Genomic DNA, 19568 nt, shown 5'->3' with positions numbered 1-19568 from the left:
AACCCCATGGTCGAGACCTATGCCCGCCCCCGTTTTGGAGAGCCGCGCGAGCCGAAGAACCTGGTGAATCCGGGCAATCGGCTGGTGCGGATGATCGATGCCGTCACCGTGAGCCACGCCAGGGCGGTCGCGTTCCTGCTGGTCTGCGGGCTATTGCTGTTTCTTCCGGGCTTCTTCACGATTCCGGCCATCGACCGCGACGAGGCGCGCTTCGCGCAGGCGACCAAGCAGATGGTCGAGAGCGGCGATTACGTCGACATTCGCTTCCAGGATGACGTGCGCTATAAGAAGCCGGTCGGCATCTACTGGTTGCAATCGGCCACGGTCGAAACGGTGTCTGCGCTCGGGCTGCCGCGCGCGCAGTTGCGCATCTGGGTCTATCGGATTCCCTCCCTGATCGGCGCCATCGGCGCGGTGCTGCTGACCTACTGGACCGCGCTTGCCTTCGTCACGCGGCGCGGCGCGGTGTTCGCGGCGCTGTTGTTGTGCTGCTCGGTGCTGCTCGGCGCCGAAGCGCGGCTCGCCAAGACCGATGCGATGCTGCTGTTTACCGTCGTGGCTGCGATGGGCGCGTTGGCTCGCGTCTATCTGTCCTGGCAGCGCGGCGAGGATCCGGAGCATCCGCCGTGGGGGCCGCCTGCGATCTTCTGGACGGCGCTGGCCGGCGGCATCCTGATCAAGGGTCCGCTGATCCTGATGTTCGCGGCCCTCACCATCATTGCGCTCGCGATCATGGATCGCGGCGCGTCGTGGCTGTGGCGTCTCCGCCCCCTGTGGGGCCTGATGTGGATGCTGGTGCTGGTGCTGCCCTGGTTCGTGCTGATCTTCCTGCGCGCCGGCGACACCTTCTTTGCCGACTCCGTCGGCGGCGACATGCTGAGCAAGATCGGCGCGCAGGAGTCCCATGGCGCGCCGCCGGGCCTGTACCTGCTGCTGTTCTTCATCACCTTCTGGCCCGGCGCGCCGCTGGCCGCGATGGCCGCGCCGGCCGTCTGGCGCGCACGGCGCGAGCCCGGGGCGCAATTCCTGCTGGCGTGGCTGGTGCCGTCCTGGATCGTGTTCGAGGCGGTGCTGACCAAGCTGCCGCATTATGTGCTGCCGCTCTATCCGGCGATTGCGATCCTCACGGTCGGCGCGCTGGAACGCCGCGTGCTGTCGCGCACCTGGCTGCGCCGCGGCGCCGCCTGGTGGTTCGCGATTCCCGCCATCACCTCGGTGGTCGCGGTGATCGGCGCGATCATCGTGACGCACCAGCCGGTGTTCCTGGCCTGGCCGTTCGTGGCGGCGTCGCTGATCTTCGGGCTGTTCGCGTGGTGGCTGTATGACGACGGCCGCGCCGAGCGCTCGCTATTGAATGCCGGCGTGGCGGCGCTGTTCCTCGCCTTCGTGGTCTACGGCGTCGTGCTGCCGGCGCTGACCCCGCTGTTTCCCAGCGCGGAAGTCGCACGCGCGCTGCGCAACGTCGTCTGCGTCGGGCCGAAGGCGGCCGCAGCAGGTTTCCACGAGCCGAGCCTGGTGTTCATGGCGGGAACGTCGACGCAACTGACGGATGGCTCGGGCGCGGCCGACTTCCTCAGCCAGGGAACCTGCCGGTTCGCCCTGATCGAGCAGCGCTCCGAACGTTCCTTCGTGCAGCGCGCAGAGGCAATCGGGCTGCGCTACAACGTCGCCAAGCGCATCGATGGCTACAACATCTCCCAGGGCCGTCCGGTCTCGATCGCGATCTATCGTTCGGAAGGCACCGAATAGATGTCCGCGCCCGACACGCCCTCGCCATCGCCAGGCTACTTCTCTCAGCTTGCGCTGCTCGGCGGATGGTCGCTGACTCGCCTCGTGCGGCGGCCGCAACAGCCGCCCGCGGCGGAGGCATGGATCAGCCTGCGGCGGCAGGTTCTGCTGGTAGGCGGCATCGGTCTCGGGGCGGTGCTGATTCTGATGGTCGGTTTCGATGCCGTCGAGATCGGCCTGATGCCGGCGCGCGGGACGCCGGGGCTTTGGCCGGTCCGCATCCTCACCGATCTCGGCAAGGACGAATATGTGCTGAGCGTTCTCGGCGCCGCCGTGGTGCTGACGATCCTGATCGCGCCATTGTGGCCGCAGGCCTCGCGCAGCCGTCTGCTTCATCTTGCGACTCATGCTCAATACGTCTTCTTCGCGCTGGTCGTCTCGCTTCTGACCGCGCAGGGGCTGAAATACATCATCGGACGCGGTCGGCCGTTCGTGGGTGGCAAGGCGGACGCCTTCAACTTCGAACCATTCAACGGCACGCCGGCTTATTTTAGCATGCCCTCGGCGCATGCCGTGACGGCGTTCGCGCTGGCGTTTGCGGTCGCCGCCGTGTGGCCACGGCTGCGCGTTCCCATGTACGTCTATGCCTTGGCCATTGCCGGAAGCCGGCTGGTGCTGCTCGCGCACCATCCCAGTGACGTGGTCGCGGGGGCGGTTGTCGGCCTCCTGGGAGCCATGCTCGTCCGCTACTGGTTCGCAGCGCGGCGGCTCGGCTTTCGCCTGGCGAAGGACGGCCAAATCGTACCGCGCTAAAAGGGTTGATAGCCGGCCCCAAGCCCCATAATAAGCCTCCGCCGGAGCGCCCGGGGCAGGAACCGGCCCGATCACGCCCTCACGAGTCTCGCTCTTGTCGACTGAAACCCCCGTTGCCGTCTCCATCGTCGTTCCCGTGCGCAACGAGGCCGGCAACATCACGCCCCTGATCACCGAGATCGCGGCCGCGCTCGATGGTCTGTGGCCGTATGAGATCATCTACGTCAATGACGGCTCGACCGACGACACCGCGCAGCGGCTCGCCGAGGAGATGGCGCGGCGCCCGAACCTGCGGGTCCTCCGCCATGAAAAATCGTCGGGGCAGTCGGCGGCGGTCAGGAGCGGCATCCGCGCCGCCCATGGTGCGATGGTTGCGACGCTCGACGGCGACGGACAGAACAATCCGGCCTTCCTCCCCGACCTGATCGGCGCGCTCGAAAAGGGCGGGGCACGCGTGGGTCTCGTCGCCGGGCAGCGGGTCGGCCGCAAGGACACCGGCTTCAAGAAGCTGCAATCGCGGTTCGCCAACAAGATCCGCAATGCGGTGCTGCATGACGGCACTCGCGACACCGGCTGCGGCCTCAAGGCGGTTCGCCGCGACGTGTTCCTGATGATGCCGTATTTCGATGGTCTGCACCGCTTCCTGCCGGCCTTGGTGCGGCGTGAGGGCTACGACATCGCCTATATCGACGTGATCGACCGCCCCAGGCATTCGGGCGTCTCGAACTACGGGTTCTTCGACCGGCTCTGGATCGGGATCATGGATCTCGCCGGCGTGTGGTGGCTGATCCGCCGCAAGAAGCCGACGCCGATCGCGATCGAGGTGACGTAATGCTGATTCAATTCGGGCAGGCGTTCAGCAACTATCTCTACGACATCTTCATCGCCAAGTTCGATTTCTGGCTGGTGTTCGGCCTCGCCGCACAGCTTGCCTTCGCGGCGCGCTTCCTGGTGCAGTGGATCGCGAGCGAGCGGGCGGGCAAGAGTGTCGTGCCGCTGGCGTTCTGGTTCTTTTCGATCGGCGGTGGGCTGATGACGCTGGTCTACGGCCTCGTCAAACGCGAGCCGGTCATCATCTTCGGCCAGCTGCTGTCGAACATCATCTACGTCCGCAACGTCATGCTGATCTTCAAGAACCGCCAGCGCGAGTCGCAGACGCTCAGCAACTGACCGAGGCCGCTGACCTCAACGCGGCAGCGGCTGGATCGAGGAGGCGGGCAGGGCGACGCTGGCCGTGCTATCTGCCGTCTCGCGGCGGGTTGCGACCTCGCCGGCCGCATCGAGCACCGGATAGGCCACCGAGCAGATGTGGGAATGGATCCGCCGGAGGTCGCGCAGCACGTCCAAATGCAGCGACGTGGTTTCGAGCGTCTCGGAGCGGCCCTCGCGCAGACGTTCCAGATGCCGCTCGGTGGCGCCGAGTTCGGCGTTGCGCAGTTCCGCCTTCTGATCGAGCAGCCGATGCGCCTGCTGCGCATCGCCGGACATGAAGATGCCGAAGGCGATGCGCAGCGATTCCATGATCTGGCGATGAAACGCCTGCAGATCGTCGGCGCCTTCGGCGGAGAACTGGAACCGACGCTTGATCTTCTTGGTCGCGAGCTCGCTCAGGTTCTTGTCGATGATGTCGCCGATGTGCTCGAGGTTGATCGCGAACGAGATGATCTCCATCGCGCGCTTGCCCTCGCGCTCATCAAGGCTGCCGCGCGTCAGCTTGGTGATGTAGAGCTTGATGGCCTCGTCGAGCCGGTCGACGACATTGTCGGCGCGCGAGACTTGGTCGACGAGACCGCGATCGTTGGTCATCATCGCGGTCATGACGTTGCGCAGCATGGTCTCGACCAGATCGCCCATGCGCAGCGCCTCGCGCGCTGCGTCAGCGAGTGCCAGCGACGGGGTTTCCAGCGCGGTCTCGTCGAGATAGCGCGGCTTGGCCGGATCGATTTCGGCCGGGCGATCGGGGAACAGCCGCGTGAGCAGCTTCTCCATGCCGCCGAGCAGACCGATGAAGACCACCGCCGTGCCGAGGTTGAAAACCATGTGGAACTGCGCCGTCAGCTTCGACAGATCGGGCTGCCATTGCTGCAGCTGAGCTGCAAGCGGATGCAGGAAGGGCGCGACCAGCGCGATGCCGATGATGCGGTTGAGGAGGTTGCCGACGGGCAGCCGGTAACTCGCCGGGTTGTCGCGGCGGCCGCCCTCGAACACGGGATTGACGGCGCTGCCGAGATTGGCCCCCAGCACCAGCGCCATGGCCGCATCGGCCGTAACGAAATGCGCATAGGCCAGCGACATCACCAGCAGCACGCTGGCGACGCTCGAGTGCACGATCCAGGTGATGACGGCACCGAAGATGACGCACAGCGTGACGTCAGCCGTGATGGCCTGCATGAATACGCGCATGGCCGGCGCCTCTTCGGCCGGCGCCAAGGTGTCGATCAGGATGTGCAGCGAGAGCAGCATCAGCCCGAGACCGATCGATACCCGGCCAAGGTCCTTGATTCGCGATCGTGGCCCGCTGCGGAACGCCACCAGCCCCAGCACGAACAGGATCGGCGCGACCGCCGCCACGTTGAACGACAGCACCTGCACGATCAGGGTGGTGCCGATATTGGCGCCCAGCATGATCGCCAGTGCCGGGATCAGGCCGACGAGGCCTTCCGCCGCGAAGGAGGTGGTGATGAGCGCCGTCGCGGTGCTGCTCTGGAGCAGGGCGGTGAGGCCGAGCCCGGCGGCGAGCGCGCTGAACCGGTTTCGCAGCGCCCGCGACAGCAGCAGACGCAGATCCGGGCCAAAGGCGCGCAGGATGCCGCTGTGGACCATGTGAAGGCCCCACAGCAGCAGCGCCACGCCACCCATCAGATCGAGCAGAACCATGATACCCGTTCGTGTCCGCTTCCGTTCATGCGGAGGCTACGCCCAATCGGCAGCGGATCAACGCTATTTTGTCGGCCCCGCATGCCCGATTGCGGGGCGCTCCGTCGGCCGCTGCCGATGTGGTCAGGCGGCGTTGAAGGCCGCGAAGCCGTGGTCGAGATCGGCCTTGAGATCCTCGACGTTTTCGAGGCCGATGTGCAGGCGCAGCGTCGGGCCTCCGGGCGCCCAGCTGGTGGCCGTACGGTAGCTCGCGCAGTCGAACGGGATCGCCAGGCTTTCGAAGCCGCCCCAGGAATAGCCCATCCCGAACAGCGTCAGTGTGTCGAGCATGGCGTCGACGGCGGCTTGCGGCTTCGGCTGCAGCACGATGCTGAAAAGGCCGGAGGCTCCGGTGAAATCGCGCTTCCAGATCGCGTGCCCCGGATGGCTCTCCAGCGCCGGATGCAGCACCTCTTTCACCTCGGGACGCGCGGCGAGCCAGCGCGCCATCTCCAGCCCCGACTTGTGATGCTGCGCCAGCCGCACGCCGAGCGTCCGCACGCCCCGCAGAGCCAGGAAGACATCATCCGGACCGGCGCAGACGCCGAGCAGACGGATGCCCTCGGAGATTAGCGGCCACGCCTTCGCGTTGGCCGAAATCGTGCCGAACATGATGTCGGAGTGGCCGCCGATATATTTGGTGGCCGCCTGCATGCTGATGTCGACGCCCTGGTCGAGCGAGCGGTGGTACAGCGGCGTCGCCCAGGTGTTGTCGTCGATGACGAGCGCATCATGGGCATGGGCGACGGCTGCGATCGCCGGGATGTCCGGCATCTCGAAGGACTGCGACCCCGGCGCCTCGACAACCACCGCGCGTGTATTCGGTTTGAGCAGTTGCTCAATTCCTGTGCCGATCAATGGGTCGAAATAGGTCGTCTCGACGCCGTAGCGGGCCAGCATGCCGTTGCAGAAATTGCGGGTTGGCCGATAGATGCTGTCGCAGACCAGCAAATGGTCGCCGGCCTTGAGCACCGACAGCAGGGTGGTCGAGATCGCCCCAAGCCCCGAGGGTGCGATTCCCACGCCGGCGCATTGCGGTCCCTCGAGCGCCATCAGCGCCTGCTGCAGCGCCTTCGTGGTCGGGGTGCCGTGACGGCCATACTGGAATTCGCCGCGATGCGCGTGCAGGTCCTCCGCCGTGGGATACAGAACGGTCGAGCCATGAACGACCGGGGGATTCACGAATCCGTGCTGCGCCCGTGGATCCCGTCCCGCCGTGATCAGCCGTGTCTCGACGTTTTGTCGCACCGCCGCAGCGGGGTCGTTCGATGATGTCATTCGCGTGTCTTTTCTCGTGAGAGCCTGCCGAGACAGCTCAAATCAGGCGGTATTGCGGTCGTTAATAACAGAATGCAGAACAGGGCCGTCAACCCCTTGACCCGGACCGCCAGTCGTTCTGTGATGCCGACGCTATTCGATCGCTGCACGTTGAGGGGCTTGCCGCGATTTCCGCTCGATCATGCATGCACGTCCGGTTGTGCATGGTGTGCGCCATATTCTTGGTATGGCGTTTGCACGGCGGATTCAGGTCAGCCCATCCACGCGCTGAGATTTCATCGCTCCCCTAGGACGACCGCGAAAGGCTGTATTTATGAAACGCGTCACTCTGGCTCTCACTCTTGCTCTCGCCCCGGTGCTGGCGAGCGTCGGCGCCCAGGCCGAAACGCTCAAGACCGTCAAGGATCGCGGCATGCTCGCCTGCGGCGTCAGCCAGGGCCTCCCCGGCTTCTCGTCGCCCGACGACAAGGGCAACTGGACCGGGCTCGACGTCGACGTCTGCCGTGCCATTGCCGCCGCCATTTTCAACGATCCGACCAAGGTGAAGTACGTTCCGCTCTCGGCCAAGGACCGCTTTACTGCGCTGCAGTCTGGCGAAGTCGACGTGCTGTCGCGCAACACGACCTGGACATTGTCGCGTGACACCTCGCTCGGCGCCAATTTCGCCGGCGTGACCTACTATGACGGCCAGGGCTTCATGGTGAAGAAGGCCCTGAAGGTCAATTCGGCGCTCGAGCTCAACAGCGCCTCCGTCTGCGTGCAGACCGGCACCACGACCGAGCAGAACCTCGCCGACTACTTCAAGGCCAACAAGATGAAGTACGAAGTGATCGCGTTCGCGGGCGCCGACGAGACCGTCAAGGCGTATGAATCGGGCCGTTGCGACGTGTTCACGACTGACGTCTCCGGCCTCTATGCCGAGCGGCTGAAGCTCGCCAATCCCGCCGACCACGTCGTGCTGCCCGAAGTGATCTCCAAGGAGCCGCTGGGGCCGATGGTCCGTCACGGTGACGACCAGTGGTTCGACATCGTCAAGTGGACGTTGTTCGGACTGGTCACCGCGGAAGAACTCGGCGTGACGCAGGCGAACGCCGACGAGATGGCGAAGTCCGACAAGCCCGAGTTCAAGCGTGCCTTCGGTACCGACGGCAATCTCGGTGAGCAGCTCGGTCTCACCAAGGACTGGTTCTCCCGCATCGTCAAGGCGGTCGGCAATTACGGCGAGATGTATGACCGCAATGTCGGCGCCGGCTCCAAGCTGCAGATCGCGCGCGGTCTGAACCAGCTCTGGAACAAGGGTGGTCTGCAATACGCTCCGCCGATCCGCTGACCACTGCACGATATCGGGGCTGCGGCGATGAGCATCGAAGCGAGGCTACCGCCTCCGCAATATGGGCTTCGGTTGAAGCGCATGCTCGGGGGCAAGGCAGGATGGAACGGCATCATCCTGCAGATCCTGTTCGTCGCAGTCCTGGCGTGGGTTGGCTACGAAATCGTAGCTAACGCACGCAGCAACCTCGCAGCCCAGCGCATCACGTCGGGCTTCGGCTTCCTCAACAACACGGCCGGGTTCGACGTCAACCAGACCCTGATCAGCTACTCCGGCTCCGACAGCTACACGCGCGTGTTGATCGTCGGCATCCTGAATACGCTGCTGGTCTCGGTGATCGGCATCGTGCTGGCGACGATTCTCGGCCTGCTCATCGCCTTGGGGCGGCTGTCTCCCAACGGCCTGTTGTCCAGGGTGGCCGGCGCCTATGTCGAACTCATCCGCAACCTGCCGCTGCTGTTCCAGATCACGTTCTGGTATCTCGCGGTGCTGTCCGCTCTGCCGAGTCCGCGGCAGAGCATCTCGGTGGCCTCGACCTTCTATCTCAATAATCGCGGCTTCATCGTGCCGCGGCCGGTCGAAGAGCCCGGCCTGATGCCGTTCCTGATTGCGCTTGCCATTGCGATCGTCGCCTCGATCGGCTTGCGCTATTTTGCGCGGCGCGAGCTGTTCCTGCGCGGGCATGCGATGCGGATCTGGCCGTATGTGCTCGGCCTCCTGATCGGTTTGCCGGTGCTGACGATGCTGGTGTTCGGGGCGCCGGTGGAGTTCGAGGTCCCGGTGCTGAAGGGCTTCAACTTTGCCGGCGGCTCGCGCATCATTCCCGAATTCGTCGCGCTGACCCTGGCGCTGACGATGTACACGGCCTCCTTCATCGCCGAGGTGGTGCGCGGCGGCATTCTCTCGGTCCACAAGGGGCAGATGGAGGCGGGACTGTCGCTCGGCCTCAGCCGCGGGACGGTGCTGCGGCTCATCGTGGTGCCGCAGGCGCTGCGCGTCATCCTGCCGCCGCTGACCAATCAGTATCTGAACCTGACCAAGAACTCGTCGCTCGCGGTGGCCATTGGCTATCCTGATCTGGTTTCGGTGTTCGCGGGAACGACGATGAGCCAGACCGGCCAGGCCATCGAGATCATCGGGATCACGATGGGCGTCTATCTGGCGCTGTCGCTGATCACGAGCGCGATCATGAGCTTCTACAGTTGGCGGCTCGGCAAGAGGCTTGGCGCATGACCGACATCACGGCTTCCAACTTCATCCGTCAGGATCTGGCGGGCGAGCGGCCCGCGCCGATCAAGACCACCGGCTTCGTCGGCTTCGTCCGCACCCAGCTGCTGAATTCGCCGACCAACGTTCTGCTCACGCTGCTGAGCGCGCTGCTGATCTGGTTCACCGTCATCCCGGCGCTGCAGTTTCTGCTGGTCGACGCGGTCTGGGTCGGCAAGGATCGCGACGCGTGCCTGGCGCAGAACGCGGGTCACCCCGTCGGGGCCTGCTGGCCCTACATCACCGCGAAGTTCAGCCAGTTCATGTACGGCTTCTATCCCGAGGCCGAACGCTGGCGGGTCGATCTGACCTACATCCTGGCGGTGGTGCTGCTGGTACCGCTGCTGATCCCGCGGCTGCCGGCCAAGGGACTGAACGCCGGCATCTTCTTCTTTGCTCTTCCGGTTGTCGCGTTCTTCCTTCTGTACGGCGGCGGTCTGGCGGGCTTCGGCGTGAGCTGGACCACGAGCGCGCTGCAGCTGTTCGTGGAAAGCATCGATACGGCAGGCAACGCGCTGGTCCGCGCCGGCGCAAACGTGCCGGTGGTCGGCATGCTGTTGTGGCTGCTCGGCAAGCTCGTCGTGCTGATCGGAACGCTCGCATCGCTGGTGATCTGGCCGCTGGTGTGGATCCGCCATGAGTTGCAGCAATCGCACCAGCCGGTGTGGAATGATCTCGTGATCACGGCGATCGTCGTCACGGCGCTGGTGTTCGTCATTGGCGGCGGGAGCAGGGCGCTGCGCAGCGTGATCGCGACGGCTGCGACCTTCGTCGGCATCGCGCTCGTGATTGCGATCATGGGCCTCGATCACGGCGGCCTTCCCATCGTCGACACCCGGCTGTGGGGCGGCATGCTGGTGACGCTGGTCGTCTCGGTGATCGGCATCGTTGCATCGATGCCGATCGGCATCGCATTGGCGCTCGGCCGCCGCTCGACGATTCCGCTGATCCGCATCTTCTCGATCGCCTTCATCGAACTGGTGCGCGGCGTGCCGCTGATCACCGTGCTGTTCTTCGCCACCTACATGCTGCCGCTGTTCCTGCCCGGCAATGTCAGGGTCGACGGCCTCGTCCGGGCGCTGATCGGCGTCGCGCTGTTCTCGGGCGCCTACATGGCCGAGGTCATTCGCGGCGGCCTGCAGGCCATTCCGCGCGGCCAGGCGGAGGCGGCGAGCGCGCTCGGCCTGTCCTGGTGGAAGACGACGAGCTTCATTGTGCTGCCGCAGGCGCTGCGCCACGTCATTCCCGGCATCGTCAACAGCTTCATCTCGCTGTTCAAGGACACCTCGCTGGTGTCGATCGTGGCATTGTTCGACCTGCTCGGCAGCCTCAAGGCCTCGTTCGCCGATCCGGTGTGGGCGACGCCGACCACGGCCTTCACCGGCTTTGCCTTCACCGGCATGATCTACTTCGCCTTCTGCTTCGGCATGTCACGCTACTCCATGCTGGTCGAGCGCCGTTTGAACGCGCACCGGCGCAATTGAGCCAGAGATCATCGAGAGATCCATGACTGCACATTCGATCGTCAGCATTGCCGCCCTCAACAAATGGTACGGCGAATTCCACGTGTTGCGCGACATCAACCTGTCGGTCGCGAAGGGGGAGCGCATCGTGATCTGCGGGCCCTCGGGCTCCGGCAAGTCGACGCTGATCCGCTGCATCAACGCGCTGGAGGAGTTTCAGGAGGGCGAGATCAATGTCGACGGCATCGATCTCGGCCCGAACCTGAAGCGGGTCGACGAGGTCCGCCGCGAGGTCGGCATGGTGTTCCAGAGCTTCAACCTGTTCCCGCATCTCACCGTGCTGGAGAACTGCACGCTGGCGCCGATCTGGGTGCGCAACATTCCGCAGAAGGAAGCCGAGGCGACGGCGATGAAATTCCTGGAGCGGGTCAAGATCCCGCACCAGGCGCAGAAATATCCGGGGCAGATGTCCGGTGGTCAGCAGCAGCGCGTCGCGATCGCCCGCGCGCTGACGATGAATCCGAAGGTCATGCTGTTCGACGAGCCGACCTCGGCGCTCGATCCGGAGATGGTCAAGGAGGTGCTCGACACCATGGTCGATCTTGCCCAGGAGGGCATGACCATGCTCGTCGTGACCCACGAAATGGGCTTTGCCCGTGAGGTCGCCAACCGCGTCGTGTTCATGGACGCCGGCCAGATCATCGAGTCCAACACGCCACAGGAGTTCTTCGCCAACCCGCAGCATGCGCGCAGCAAGCTGTTCCTGAGCCAGATCCTGCGGCATTAATGTAAGGGGCAAATGGCAATAGGGAGTAGCGAATCGCGAATAGACGAAAGATCCTACTCGCTACTCGCTACTCGCTACTCGCTACTCGCCTCACACGAACGGCGGCTTGATTCCGCTGCGCCGCTCGAGCCAGGCCGGCACCGGCAGGTTCTTCGAGCGCATGAAGTCGGGATTGTACAGCTTCGACTGATAGCGGTTGCCGGAGTCGCACAGGATGGTCACGATCGTATGGCCGGGGCCGAGCTGCTTCGCCAGTTGCACTGCGCCAGCGACGTTGACGCCGGTCGAGCCGCCGAGGCATAGGCCCTCGTGCTGCAGCAGGTCGTAGATGGTGTTGACGGCGTCCTCGTCCGAGACCAGGAAAGCCGTGTCGACCTTGGCGGTCTCGATGACCGGGGTGACGCGGCCGATGCCGATGCCTTCGGTGATGGAATCGCCCGGCGTCGATTTGACCACGCCGTTCTTGAACCATTCGTACATCGCAAAGCCGTGCGGATCGGCGCAGGCGATCACGATGTCCTTGTTCTTTTCCTTCAGATAGCGGCTGGTGCCTGCCAATGTCCCGCCGGTGCCGACCGCGCAGATGAAAGCGTCGACTTTGCCGTTCGTCTGCTCCCAGATCTCCGGGCCGGTCGATTCGTAGTGCGCCTTGGCGTTGTCGAGGTTGTTCCACTGATCGGCGAACAAGACGCCGTTCGGTTCAGTCTTGCGCAACTCGTCGGCGAGGCGGCGCCCGACATGCGCATAGTTGTTGGGATTGTTGAAGGGCAGGGCCGGCACCTCGACCAGATCGGCGCCGCACAGCCGCAGCATGTCCTTCTTTTCCTGGCTCTGAGTCTCCGGGATCACGATCAGCACGCGATAGCCGCGCGCGGCGGCGACCACGGCAAGGCCGATGCCGGTATTGCCCGCAGTGGCTTCCACCACCAGGCCGCCGGGCTTGAGGTCGCCGCGCTTCTCAGCCTCGAGAATCATCCACTTGCCGGCGCGATCCTTCACCGACTGGCCCGGATTCATGAACTCGGCCTTGCCGAGAATGGTGCAGCCCGTCGCTTCCGAGGCGCGCTTGAGCTTGATCAGGGGCGTGTTGCCGATCGCCTCGACGACGTCGTTTCTAATGGCCATGTCGCAATTACCTTGGGAAGATGTCCTCAACCACATCTAGGGAGACCCTAGCCCAGTCTCCAGTGCGGCGTAAGGCGCTGACGTCACGATCCTGGACGTCACGACCCTGACTTGGCGAAAACGACTTGCCTGACGTCGATGTTGCCCGACAGGAAACCCGCTTCGCAGTAGGACAGATAATATTCCCACAGCCGCCGAAAGCGTTCGTCGAAGCCCGACGGCGTGAGGTTCGGCCAGGCCGCGCGGAAATTGCTTCGCCAGATCGCGAGCGTCTTGGCATAATCTTCCCCGAAGATGCGTTCGCGAATGACGGGCATGCCAAACCGCTCGCCGAACGACTTGAGGATCTGCGGGGTTGGCAGCATGCCGCCCGGGAAGACGTAGCGCTGGATGAAGTCGACCTCGCGCCGATAGTGCTGAAAGAGGTTGTCCTGGATGGTGATCGCCTGAACGCCCGCGAGGCCACCGGGCAGGAGACGATCTCGCAACTGCGAGAAATATTTCGGCCAGAATTGCTCGCCGACGGCTTCGATCATCTCGATCGAAGCAATGCGATCGTAACGGTCGCGCTCGTCGCGGTAGTCCTGCAGCCGGATCTCGACCTTCTCGGCGAGCCCGGCCTCATGGATGCGGCGCTGCGCGAAGTCGCGCTGCTGCTCGCTGATCGTCAGCCCCACGACCTTGGCGCCGAACGTCTTGGCGACATATTCGGCGAAGCCGCCCCAGCCGCAGCCGATTTCGAGCAGTTTCTGGCCGGGCTTGAGATCGATCGCCTCGGCGAGCCGCTTGTACTTGTTGGTCTGCGCGGCGGTGAGGTCGGTCGTATGCTCCTCGAACAGCGCCGAGGAATAGGTCATGCTGGGGTCGAGCCAGGTCGAGTAGAACGCATTGCCGATATCGTAGTGGGCGTAGATGTTGCGTTTCGCCTGGCGCCTGGTGTTGCGGTTGAACCAGTGCCGTACCAGCTGGGCGAAACGGATCAGCGGCTTGTCCTCCAGCATCGACTGCAGGAGATGCTGGTTCACGCAGAACAGATAGAGAAACTGCGTGAGGTCGGGGGTGTCCCAATCGCCGTTCAAATAGGCTTCGGCGATGCCGATGTCGCCGCCATTGATGAGGCGCGAGGCGAAAGCGTAATTGGCCAGGATCATTGCGGCCGCTGGACCCGGTTCGACGCCGCCGAGCCTGATGATGCGGCCATCCGGCAAGGTCACGTCGAGGGTGCCTTTTCGCAAGCGCGAGCCAAAGCCGAGCGCGAGACGGGGCAGGCGGGGCAGGTCGGAGAGTACCTTGTCGATGTTGTCTGGAGTAACGGGGATGACGTCCGGCATGGCAGTTCCATTCACGCAAACGACGCTGCGTCCAGTCTCCCGGACGGCTGGCGATGGACCGCCGGGTCCGGCCCGCTCGATTGGACGGGAGCGCACTGGCCCGTTTGTGGTCAGTGCCGAGATATATAAGCGTGGCTGTCGTTTCCCGCCAAGCCGGTATTGGTTCCGGCGCTTGCGGCGATTTCACCGCGCGGGACGAGGCGAACGCCCTTGGTCCATAGCCGCAGTGCCTCCCAATGAATGGCGCCGAAGACCTTCAGCGTGACCAGGGGCAGGGCGACGAAGGCCGCGAGCAGGGAGCGTGAGGTCAGGGCGCGGCGGCGACCGGAGAAGGTGGCGGCGAGCACGGGGCCGTCGGTCCCGGTCTCGAGAATCCGCAACTTCACATTGCTGGCGGGCGGGGTGACCCGGAAATGATAGCGCATCGCCATGTCGATGAAGGGCGAGACGTAGAACGTCTTGTCCTGCGCCTGGCGCAAGCCGGCCGTGGTCAGTTCACCCGGGCCGACCGGCAGCACGTACGGCTTGATCTCGCCGAAGGTGTTGCGGACCTCGTAGATCATCAGCGCCAGCGTCCCATCGCTGCGATGGCAGAAATAGACCGAGAGCGGATTGAAGACGTAGCCGAGCAGCCGCGGATAGCACAGCAGCAGCACGCGTCCACCGGTCAGATCGATGCCGTGATCCGACGCGCAGCTCTGCGCATAGGCCTGCAGCGAGGAGCCGTCACGCGGGCCATGGTCGCGCTCGTGGAAGCTGTAGAGCGCGCGCCGGTTGACCCCGAACAGGGCGGACTGCCGGTCGGCATCTGCGAGCCGGCCGAGATCGATCAGCAGGCTCATCACCCGGTACTGGAAGCGGTGCGTCGTCGGCCGCATGCGGGCATGCATGACGTCACCGACATAGAGTGCGGCCGCCGCGTCTCGCTCGTGCTGGGCTCGTTGGTCCGGGTTCATCTCTCGTCTATTCTGCCGCCTCGGCGAGTTCGGCGGGAAGCGCGCGCCATGGCACGCTCGCTCCGAGCGCCTCCGCCACGGCGAGGCCCGAGCGCAGCCCGTCCTCGTGAAAACCATAGCCGGTCCAGGCCCCGCAGAACCAGGTATGGCGCTGCCCCTGAATCGCTGCCAGACGCTTCTGCGCCGCAAAGGCGGCAGCCGTGTATTGCGGATGCTCACAGACATATTTGCTGAAGGTCAGCTCCGGATCCGGAGCAAAGGGTGGGTTGAGACTGACGAACAGCGGCTTGTCGTGGGCGATGCCCTGCAGATTGTTCATCCAATAGGTCACCGCGACGTCGTTCATGGGAAGGCCCTCGCGCTGCCAGCGCAGGAAATTCCACGACGCCCAGGCGCGGCGGCGCTTCGGCATCAGCCGGATGTCGCGATGCAGATAGATCGTATTGGGCGAGTACTTGATCGCGCCGAGCACATCGCGCTCGCGCTCGTCCGCATCGCCGAGCATGGCGAGGGCCTGGTCACTATGTGCGGCAATCACCACATGATCATAGGTGTCGCGGTGGCCGCTGCCGTCCTGGACGACGACACCATGGGCCGTGCGTTCGATGCGGGCGACGGCGCTGCCGAGCCTGACCTGGCTGCGGAAGCCGGAGGTCAGTTTCTCGACGTAGCGGCGGCTGCCGCCCTTGACCGTGCGCCAGACCGGGCGGTCATATTGCAGCAAGCGGTGATTGCTGAAGAAGGCGACGAAGTTCTCGGCCGGAAAATCCATCATCTCCGACGCCGGAGCCGACCAGATGGCGGCGCCCATCGGAGCCAGATAGTCGGTGAGGAGCCGCGGTGCGAAGTGGTTACGCCGGAAGTAGTCACCGAGCGTAAGGCCCTCCAGACGACCGGCCTTGAAATCAGCGATGCTCTTGTCATTGAAGGTGAGAATGTCTCGCAGCATCCATAGGTAGGATGTCGACAGCAGGTTGCTCGGCTGGGCGAAGAGCCCCCTTGCGGTGTCGAGCCAGGTGTCGCCGCCGCCCTTCCATTCGAAGCGGCCGGCATCCGCCGTCACGGCGAAGCTCATGCTGCTCTCGACGGTCTCGACCCCGAGATGATCGAACAGCGCCGTCAATTCGGGATAATTCAGCTCGTTGTAGACGATGAAGCCGATATCGACCGAAACCGGGGCGCCATCATAATCGATCGTCACGGTGTGGCTGTGGCCGCCTGGACGGAGATCGCGCTCATAGACCGTGATCGGATAACGTTTCGCCAGGGACCAGGCCGCGGCGTTCCCCGCAATACCCGTTCCGACCACCGCAACTCGCATGAATGCCCCCTCAAGTTCACGTGCAAGTTACGGCGCCCGCGCCAAAGGGTTTCAGAGCGCGCTTACCACGTCACACTCCGTCCAAATTGGCGTTCAGCAGATGAAATCTTGGTAAGGCTCCTGCCGCTGTTTCGTAGCCGTTCCGCGCAAAAAATCCGCTGAATTACGGGAGATTCGTCGATTCGACGGTCGCGACCGGCTCCATTGCGAACCGGGGACGGGACAGCTTCGGGGCTGTCCGGCGCCCCAGGCTGCGGTTAGAATGATTCCCAAGACTACAGGGAAGCATCAAGCCAGTGTCACCAGTGGGAATCGCCGTCGACGAGCCTTGCCGCACGTCCGCTGACACGCGGACCGTCGCCGGAAGACGGCAGAGCCGCGCGCCGGCCGGCCTGCGGCGCTTCGCCCGTTGGATGACGGCCATTGGGCTTGCGGCCAGTTCGGCCGGCTGCCTGTTGACGCAGGATATTCCCGATCCCGCCTTCGATATGCCCAGGCGCTACAAGGCCGCTTCCGGCGGCGACATGGCCGCGCCGCCGACGCTGGACTGGTGGCGGGGCTTCGGCTCGCGCGAGCTGACCCAGTTGATGGAAGAGGCGCAGGTCGTCAACCTCGATATCGCCGCAGCCGTGGCCAGGTTCAGGCAGGCCGACGCGCTGGCCCGACAGGCCGGCGCAGCGCTGCTGCCGAGCCTGTCCGCGACCGGGCAGGAGACCTATTCGCGCACGTCCGGCTCGAGCTCGAGCGGACTGACCAATGGCGGCCGTGAAGTCGTCAACTATCAGGCTTCCCTGTCGGCCAGCTATCAGCTCGACTTCTTCGGCCAGAACCGCGACGCGCTGCAGGCTGCCGAGGAGACGGCGGTCGCCAACCGCTTCGACCGCGACGTCACGCAACTGACGACGCTCGCCACCGTCGCCAATGCCTATTTCCAGGTTCTGGCTGCGCAGGATCGCATTCGTACCGCCGAGCGCAACATCGCCAGCGCCACGCGCGTGCTCGATGCCATCCGCGAGCGCCAGAAGGCCGGCACCGGCAACGATCTCGACGTCGCCCAGCAGGAGAGCGTGTTGGCCAACCAGAAGGCGGCGGTGCCGCCGCTGCGCCAGACGCTGGACCAGAACGTCAACGCGCTGGCCGTTCTGGTCTCGCGGAGCCCTGAGGGCATCCGCATCGCCGGCGGCTCGCTCGATCAGATCAGGACGCCGCGGGTTACGCCCGGGCTGCCGTCGGAGCTATTGACGCAGCGGCCGGACATCCGCCGCCAGGAGGCACAGTTGGCATCGGCCACGGCCAATGTCGGCAGTGCGCGGGCTCAGTTCTTCCCCAGCATCCAGCTCACCGGCAATGGGGGCTACCAGAGCGCCGCACTGGTGTCGCTGTTTCAGCCGCACGCGGCGTTCTTCAGCCTCGCCGGCAGCCTGACCCAGCCGATCTTCGACGGCGGCAGGATTCTGGGCAACTTCGAGAATGCCAAGGCGCGGCAGGACGAGCTGCTGCAGACCTACCGCAAGACCGTCATCCAGTCGTTCACCGACGTCAACAATGCGCTGTTCTCGATCAAGCAGACCACGATCCGGTTGCAATTGCAGCGGGAGGTCGTCGCCGCCTCACGCCGTGCCTTCCAGCTCTCCGAGCAGCAGCTGCGCGCAGGAACTGCCGACATCGTGACCGTCTTGAATACGCAATTGACGCTGTTCCAGGCCGAGGACGCGCTATGGCAGGCGCAGCTGGCGCGCCTGCAGGCGTTCGTGAGCCTGTACCAGGCCCTTGGCGGCGGCTGGGAGCCGCGCATGGAGAAGTCGGCCGATGCTCTTTAAACCGGACGACAAGGGAGTCGGGACCGTGAAGCGTGCGCGATCGAGCGTGGCGCGCCGGCTGGTGTCGATCACGATCACGCTGCTGATCCTGGGCGGCCTCGGCTATATCGGCTGGACGGCCATGCAGCAGAAGCAGCAGCAGGGCAACCGTTTTGCGCGGCCCGATCTGCCCGTGCCGGTGCTCGCCGCCACGCCGGTCGTCAAGGACGTGCCGGTCTATCTCGATGGTGTCGGCGCGGTGCGCGCGCTCAACACGGTGACGGTGCGCTCGCAGGTCGACGGCAAGCTGGTCGCGGTCAATTTCGTCGAAGGGCAGGACGTCAAGAAGGGCGATGTGCTCGCCGAGATCGATCCCGCGATCTACCAGGCGCAGTACGATCAGGCGGTCGCCAAGAAGGCGCAGGACGAGGCGCAACTCGCCAACCAGAAGCTCGACCTTGCGCGTTACGAGCAACTCGCCGCCAGCAATGCCGGCTCCAAGCAGCAGGCCGATACGCAGCGCGCGGTCGTCGCGCAGCAGCAGGCGCTGATCAAGGCCGACCAGGCCGCCATCGACAACGCGGCGGCGACCCTGAGCTACACCAAGGTGGTGGCGCCGATCTCCGGCCGCGCCGGCCTGCGCCAGGTCGATCAGGGCAACATCATTCACGCCTCCGATGCCACCGGCCTCGTCGTGATCACCCAATTGCAGCCGATCGCGGTGCAGTTCAGCCTGCCGCAGCAGCAGATCATGCGCGTCAATGCCGCGGCGGCCAAGGGATCGCTCGCCGTCGACGTGTTCGGCAATGACGGCGTGACCGTCATCGACACCGGCACGCTCCGGGGCATCGACAACCAGGTCGATCAGACGACCGGCACGCTGAAGCTGAAGGCGGAATTCCCCAACGCCAAATTTCAGCTCTGGCCCGGCCAGTTCGTCAACGTCCGTCTCAAGGTCGAGACATTGTCGCAGGCAATCACGGTGCCGACCTCGGCCGTGCAGCGCGGGCCTGCCGGCACGTTCAGCTATGTGATCGGCGAAGGCGAGATCGCCTCGGCGCACCCGGTGACGGTCGTGCAGCAGAACGAGAGCGAGGCGGTGATCGCCAGCGGGCTGGGCACCTCCGACCGGGTGGTGACGACCGGCTTCGCCAATCTCGCCGATGGCGTCAAGGTCGTGGTCGGTCGCGCCGAGCAGACGCCCCAGGCCGATCTCGCGCCGCGCAAGCGCGGTCGCAATCCGCAAGGGAAGGATCAGGCGAAGGATCAAGGCAAGGACCAGGCGAAGGAACAGGTGAAGGAGGGCGGTGGTTCGCCCGAGGGCGCACCCAAGGACGGCGAGCGGCGCCGAAGGCCGCAAGCCGAGGGGCAGACGGATGCGAGCGGTGCGCCGTCCCAGGGAGGTGGCGAACAGGGCCGCGGCGCGAGGCCGCAGCCATGACGCGTAAGTCAGAT

At 64.9% G+C, this 19568-nt stretch carries 16 protein-coding genes; 10 read left to right on the top strand and 6 right to left on the bottom strand.

From position 1 onward, the window contains the following. The first annotated feature begins 6 nt into the window (after window positions 1-6). The 4 genes from ACQR1B_RS27155 (at window position 7) to ACQR1B_RS27140 (ending at window position 3711) form a co-directional block, all read left to right on the top strand. The gene (locus ACQR1B_RS27155; RefSeq protein ID WP_434835452.1) at window positions 7-1749 is read left to right on the top strand and encodes an ArnT family glycosyltransferase; all 1743 of its coding nucleotides are present in this window, start codon (window positions 7-9) and stop codon (window positions 1747-1749) included. After that, window positions 1750-2541: a phosphatase PAP2 family protein gene (locus ACQR1B_RS27150; protein WP_434835451.1), complete on the top strand. Its 792-nt coding sequence runs from the start codon at window positions 1750-1752 to the stop codon at window positions 2539-2541. A gap of 94 nt (window positions 2542-2635) precedes the next feature. Beyond that, entirely contained in the window at window positions 2636-3373 is a 738-nt protein-coding gene (locus tag ACQR1B_RS27145) for a glycosyltransferase family 2 protein (RefSeq protein WP_434835450.1), read from the top strand. Further along, entirely contained in the window at window positions 3373-3711 is a 339-nt protein-coding gene (locus ACQR1B_RS27140; RefSeq protein ID WP_434835449.1) for a lipid-A-disaccharide synthase N-terminal domain-containing protein, read from the top strand. Before ACQR1B_RS27145 ends, ACQR1B_RS27140 begins: the two co-directional genes overlap by 1 nt. Before the next feature lie 15 nt (window positions 3712-3726). On the opposite strand, the gene ACQR1B_RS27135 is transcribed toward ACQR1B_RS27140, so the two are convergent. Together ACQR1B_RS27135 and metC are read right to left on the bottom strand one after the other, a co-directional pair. Continuing rightward, a complete protein-coding gene (locus ACQR1B_RS27135; protein WP_434835448.1) occupies window positions 3727-5418 on the bottom strand; it encodes a Na/Pi cotransporter family protein in 1692 nt (563 codons plus the stop codon). Between the two features lie 123 nt (window positions 5419-5541). Next, on the bottom strand, window positions 5542-6735 hold the full coding sequence (metC, locus tag ACQR1B_RS27130) for a cystathionine beta-lyase (protein WP_434835447.1): 1194 nt from the start codon (window positions 6733-6735) through the stop codon (window positions 5542-5544). A 313-nt stretch (window positions 6736-7048) separates the two neighbouring features. Between metC and ACQR1B_RS27125 the strand changes: the two genes are divergently transcribed. The 4 genes from ACQR1B_RS27125 to ACQR1B_RS27110 are packed head-to-tail and all read left to right on the top strand — an operon-like array spanning window position 7049 to window position 11581. Beyond that, window positions 7049-8065: an amino acid ABC transporter substrate-binding protein gene (locus ACQR1B_RS27125; protein WP_434835446.1), complete on the top strand. Its 1017-nt coding sequence runs from the start codon at window positions 7049-7051 to the stop codon at window positions 8063-8065. Window positions 8066-8092: 27 nt separating this feature from the next. Next, window positions 8093-9298 carry an amino acid ABC transporter permease gene (locus ACQR1B_RS27120; protein WP_434835445.1) on the top strand — a complete coding sequence of 402 codons (1206 nt, stop codon included), beginning with the start codon at window positions 8093-8095 and terminating at the stop codon, window positions 9296-9298. Next, window positions 9295-10815 (top strand): amino acid ABC transporter permease, encoded by a 1521-nt coding sequence (locus tag ACQR1B_RS27115; RefSeq protein ID WP_434835444.1) that lies wholly within the window; start codon window positions 9295-9297, stop codon window positions 10813-10815. The genes ACQR1B_RS27120 and ACQR1B_RS27115 overlap by 4 nt, the downstream gene beginning before the upstream one ends. A 22-nt stretch (window positions 10816-10837) precedes the next feature. Continuing rightward, a complete protein-coding gene (locus ACQR1B_RS27110; RefSeq protein ID WP_434835443.1) occupies window positions 10838-11581 on the top strand; it encodes an amino acid ABC transporter ATP-binding protein in 744 nt (247 codons plus the stop codon). Window positions 11582-11671: 90 nt separating this feature from the next. Here the strand turns inward: ACQR1B_RS27110 and ACQR1B_RS27105 are convergent, their stop codons facing one another. The 4 genes from ACQR1B_RS27105 to ACQR1B_RS27090 all read right to left on the bottom strand — a co-directional run bounded on the left by ACQR1B_RS27105 (window position 11672) and on the right by ACQR1B_RS27090 (window position 16314). Further along, window positions 11672-12706 carry a cysteine synthase A gene (locus ACQR1B_RS27105; RefSeq protein WP_434835442.1) on the bottom strand — a complete coding sequence of 345 codons (1035 nt, stop codon included), beginning with the start codon at window positions 12704-12706 and terminating at the stop codon, window positions 11672-11674. Window positions 12707-12804: 98 nt separating this feature from the next. Then, window positions 12805-14037, bottom strand: a complete 1233-nt coding sequence (locus tag ACQR1B_RS27100; protein ID WP_434835441.1) for a class I SAM-dependent methyltransferase — start codon at window positions 14035-14037, stop codon at window positions 12805-12807. Between the two features lie 110 nt (window positions 14038-14147). Next, window positions 14148-14993 (bottom strand): DUF1365 domain-containing protein, encoded by an 846-nt coding sequence (locus tag ACQR1B_RS27095; protein WP_434835440.1) that lies wholly within the window; start codon window positions 14991-14993, stop codon window positions 14148-14150. Window positions 14994-15000: 7 nt separating this feature from the next. After that, window positions 15001-16314, bottom strand: coding sequence for an NAD(P)/FAD-dependent oxidoreductase (locus ACQR1B_RS27090; protein ID WP_434835439.1), 1314 nt, complete (start codon window positions 16312-16314; stop codon window positions 15001-15003). Window positions 16315-16610: 296 nt separating this feature from the next. On the opposite strand from ACQR1B_RS27090, the gene ACQR1B_RS27085 reads away from it, so the two are divergent. Together ACQR1B_RS27085 and ACQR1B_RS27080 are read left to right on the top strand one after the other, a co-directional pair. Beyond that, window positions 16611-18134, top strand: coding sequence for an efflux transporter outer membrane subunit (locus tag ACQR1B_RS27085; protein ID WP_434835438.1), 1524 nt, complete (start codon window positions 16611-16613; stop codon window positions 18132-18134). Further along, window positions 18124-19554 (top strand): efflux RND transporter periplasmic adaptor subunit, encoded by a 1431-nt coding sequence (locus ACQR1B_RS27080; protein ID WP_434835437.1) that lies wholly within the window; start codon window positions 18124-18126, stop codon window positions 19552-19554. Before ACQR1B_RS27085 ends, ACQR1B_RS27080 begins: the two co-directional genes overlap by 11 nt. Window positions 19555-19568: the final 14 nt, after the last annotated feature.

Origin of the sequence: Bradyrhizobium oligotrophicum, assembly GCF_051168495.1 — a bacterium.
Lineage (GTDB): Bacteria > Pseudomonadota > Alphaproteobacteria > Rhizobiales > Xanthobacteraceae > Bradyrhizobium > Bradyrhizobium oligotrophicum_A.
This window is presented reverse-complemented; position numbering and strand designations above follow the sequence as displayed.

Coding starts and splice junctions, on each gene's coding strand:
- ACQR1B_RS27155 (WP_434835452.1), top strand. CDS start 7: ATGGTCGAGACCTATGCCCGCCCCCGTTTTGGAGAGCCGCGCGAGCCG.
- ACQR1B_RS27150 (WP_434835451.1), top strand. CDS start 1,750: ATGTCCGCGCCCGACACGCCCTCGCCATCGCCAGGCTACTTCTCTCAG.
- ACQR1B_RS27140 (WP_434835449.1), top strand. CDS start 3,373: ATGCTGATTCAATTCGGGCAGGCGTTCAGCAACTATCTCTACGACATC.
- ACQR1B_RS27135 (WP_434835448.1), bottom strand. CDS start 5,418: ATGGTTCTGCTCGATCTGATGGGTGGCGTGGCGCTGCTGCTGTGGGGC.
- metC (WP_434835447.1), bottom strand. CDS start 6,735: ATGACATCATCGAACGACCCCGCTGCGGCGGTGCGACAAAACGTCGAG.
- ACQR1B_RS27125 (WP_434835446.1), top strand. CDS start 7,049: ATGAAACGCGTCACTCTGGCTCTCACTCTTGCTCTCGCCCCGGTGCTG.
- ACQR1B_RS27120 (WP_434835445.1), top strand. CDS start 8,093: ATGAGCATCGAAGCGAGGCTACCGCCTCCGCAATATGGGCTTCGGTTG.
- ACQR1B_RS27115 (WP_434835444.1), top strand. CDS start 9,295: ATGACCGACATCACGGCTTCCAACTTCATCCGTCAGGATCTGGCGGGC.
- ACQR1B_RS27110 (WP_434835443.1), top strand. CDS start 10,838: ATGACTGCACATTCGATCGTCAGCATTGCCGCCCTCAACAAATGGTAC.
- ACQR1B_RS27105 (WP_434835442.1), bottom strand. CDS start 12,706: ATGGCCATTAGAAACGACGTCGTCGAGGCGATCGGCAACACGCCCCTG.
- ACQR1B_RS27100 (WP_434835441.1), bottom strand. CDS start 14,037: ATGCCGGACGTCATCCCCGTTACTCCAGACAACATCGACAAGGTACTC.
- ACQR1B_RS27095 (WP_434835440.1), bottom strand. CDS start 14,993: ATGAACCCGGACCAACGAGCCCAGCACGAGCGAGACGCGGCGGCCGCA.
- ACQR1B_RS27090 (WP_434835439.1), bottom strand. CDS start 16,314: ATGCGAGTTGCGGTGGTCGGAACGGGTATTGCGGGGAACGCCGCGGCC.
- ACQR1B_RS27080 (WP_434835437.1), top strand. CDS start 18,124: ATGCTCTTTAAACCGGACGACAAGGGAGTCGGGACCGTGAAGCGTGCG.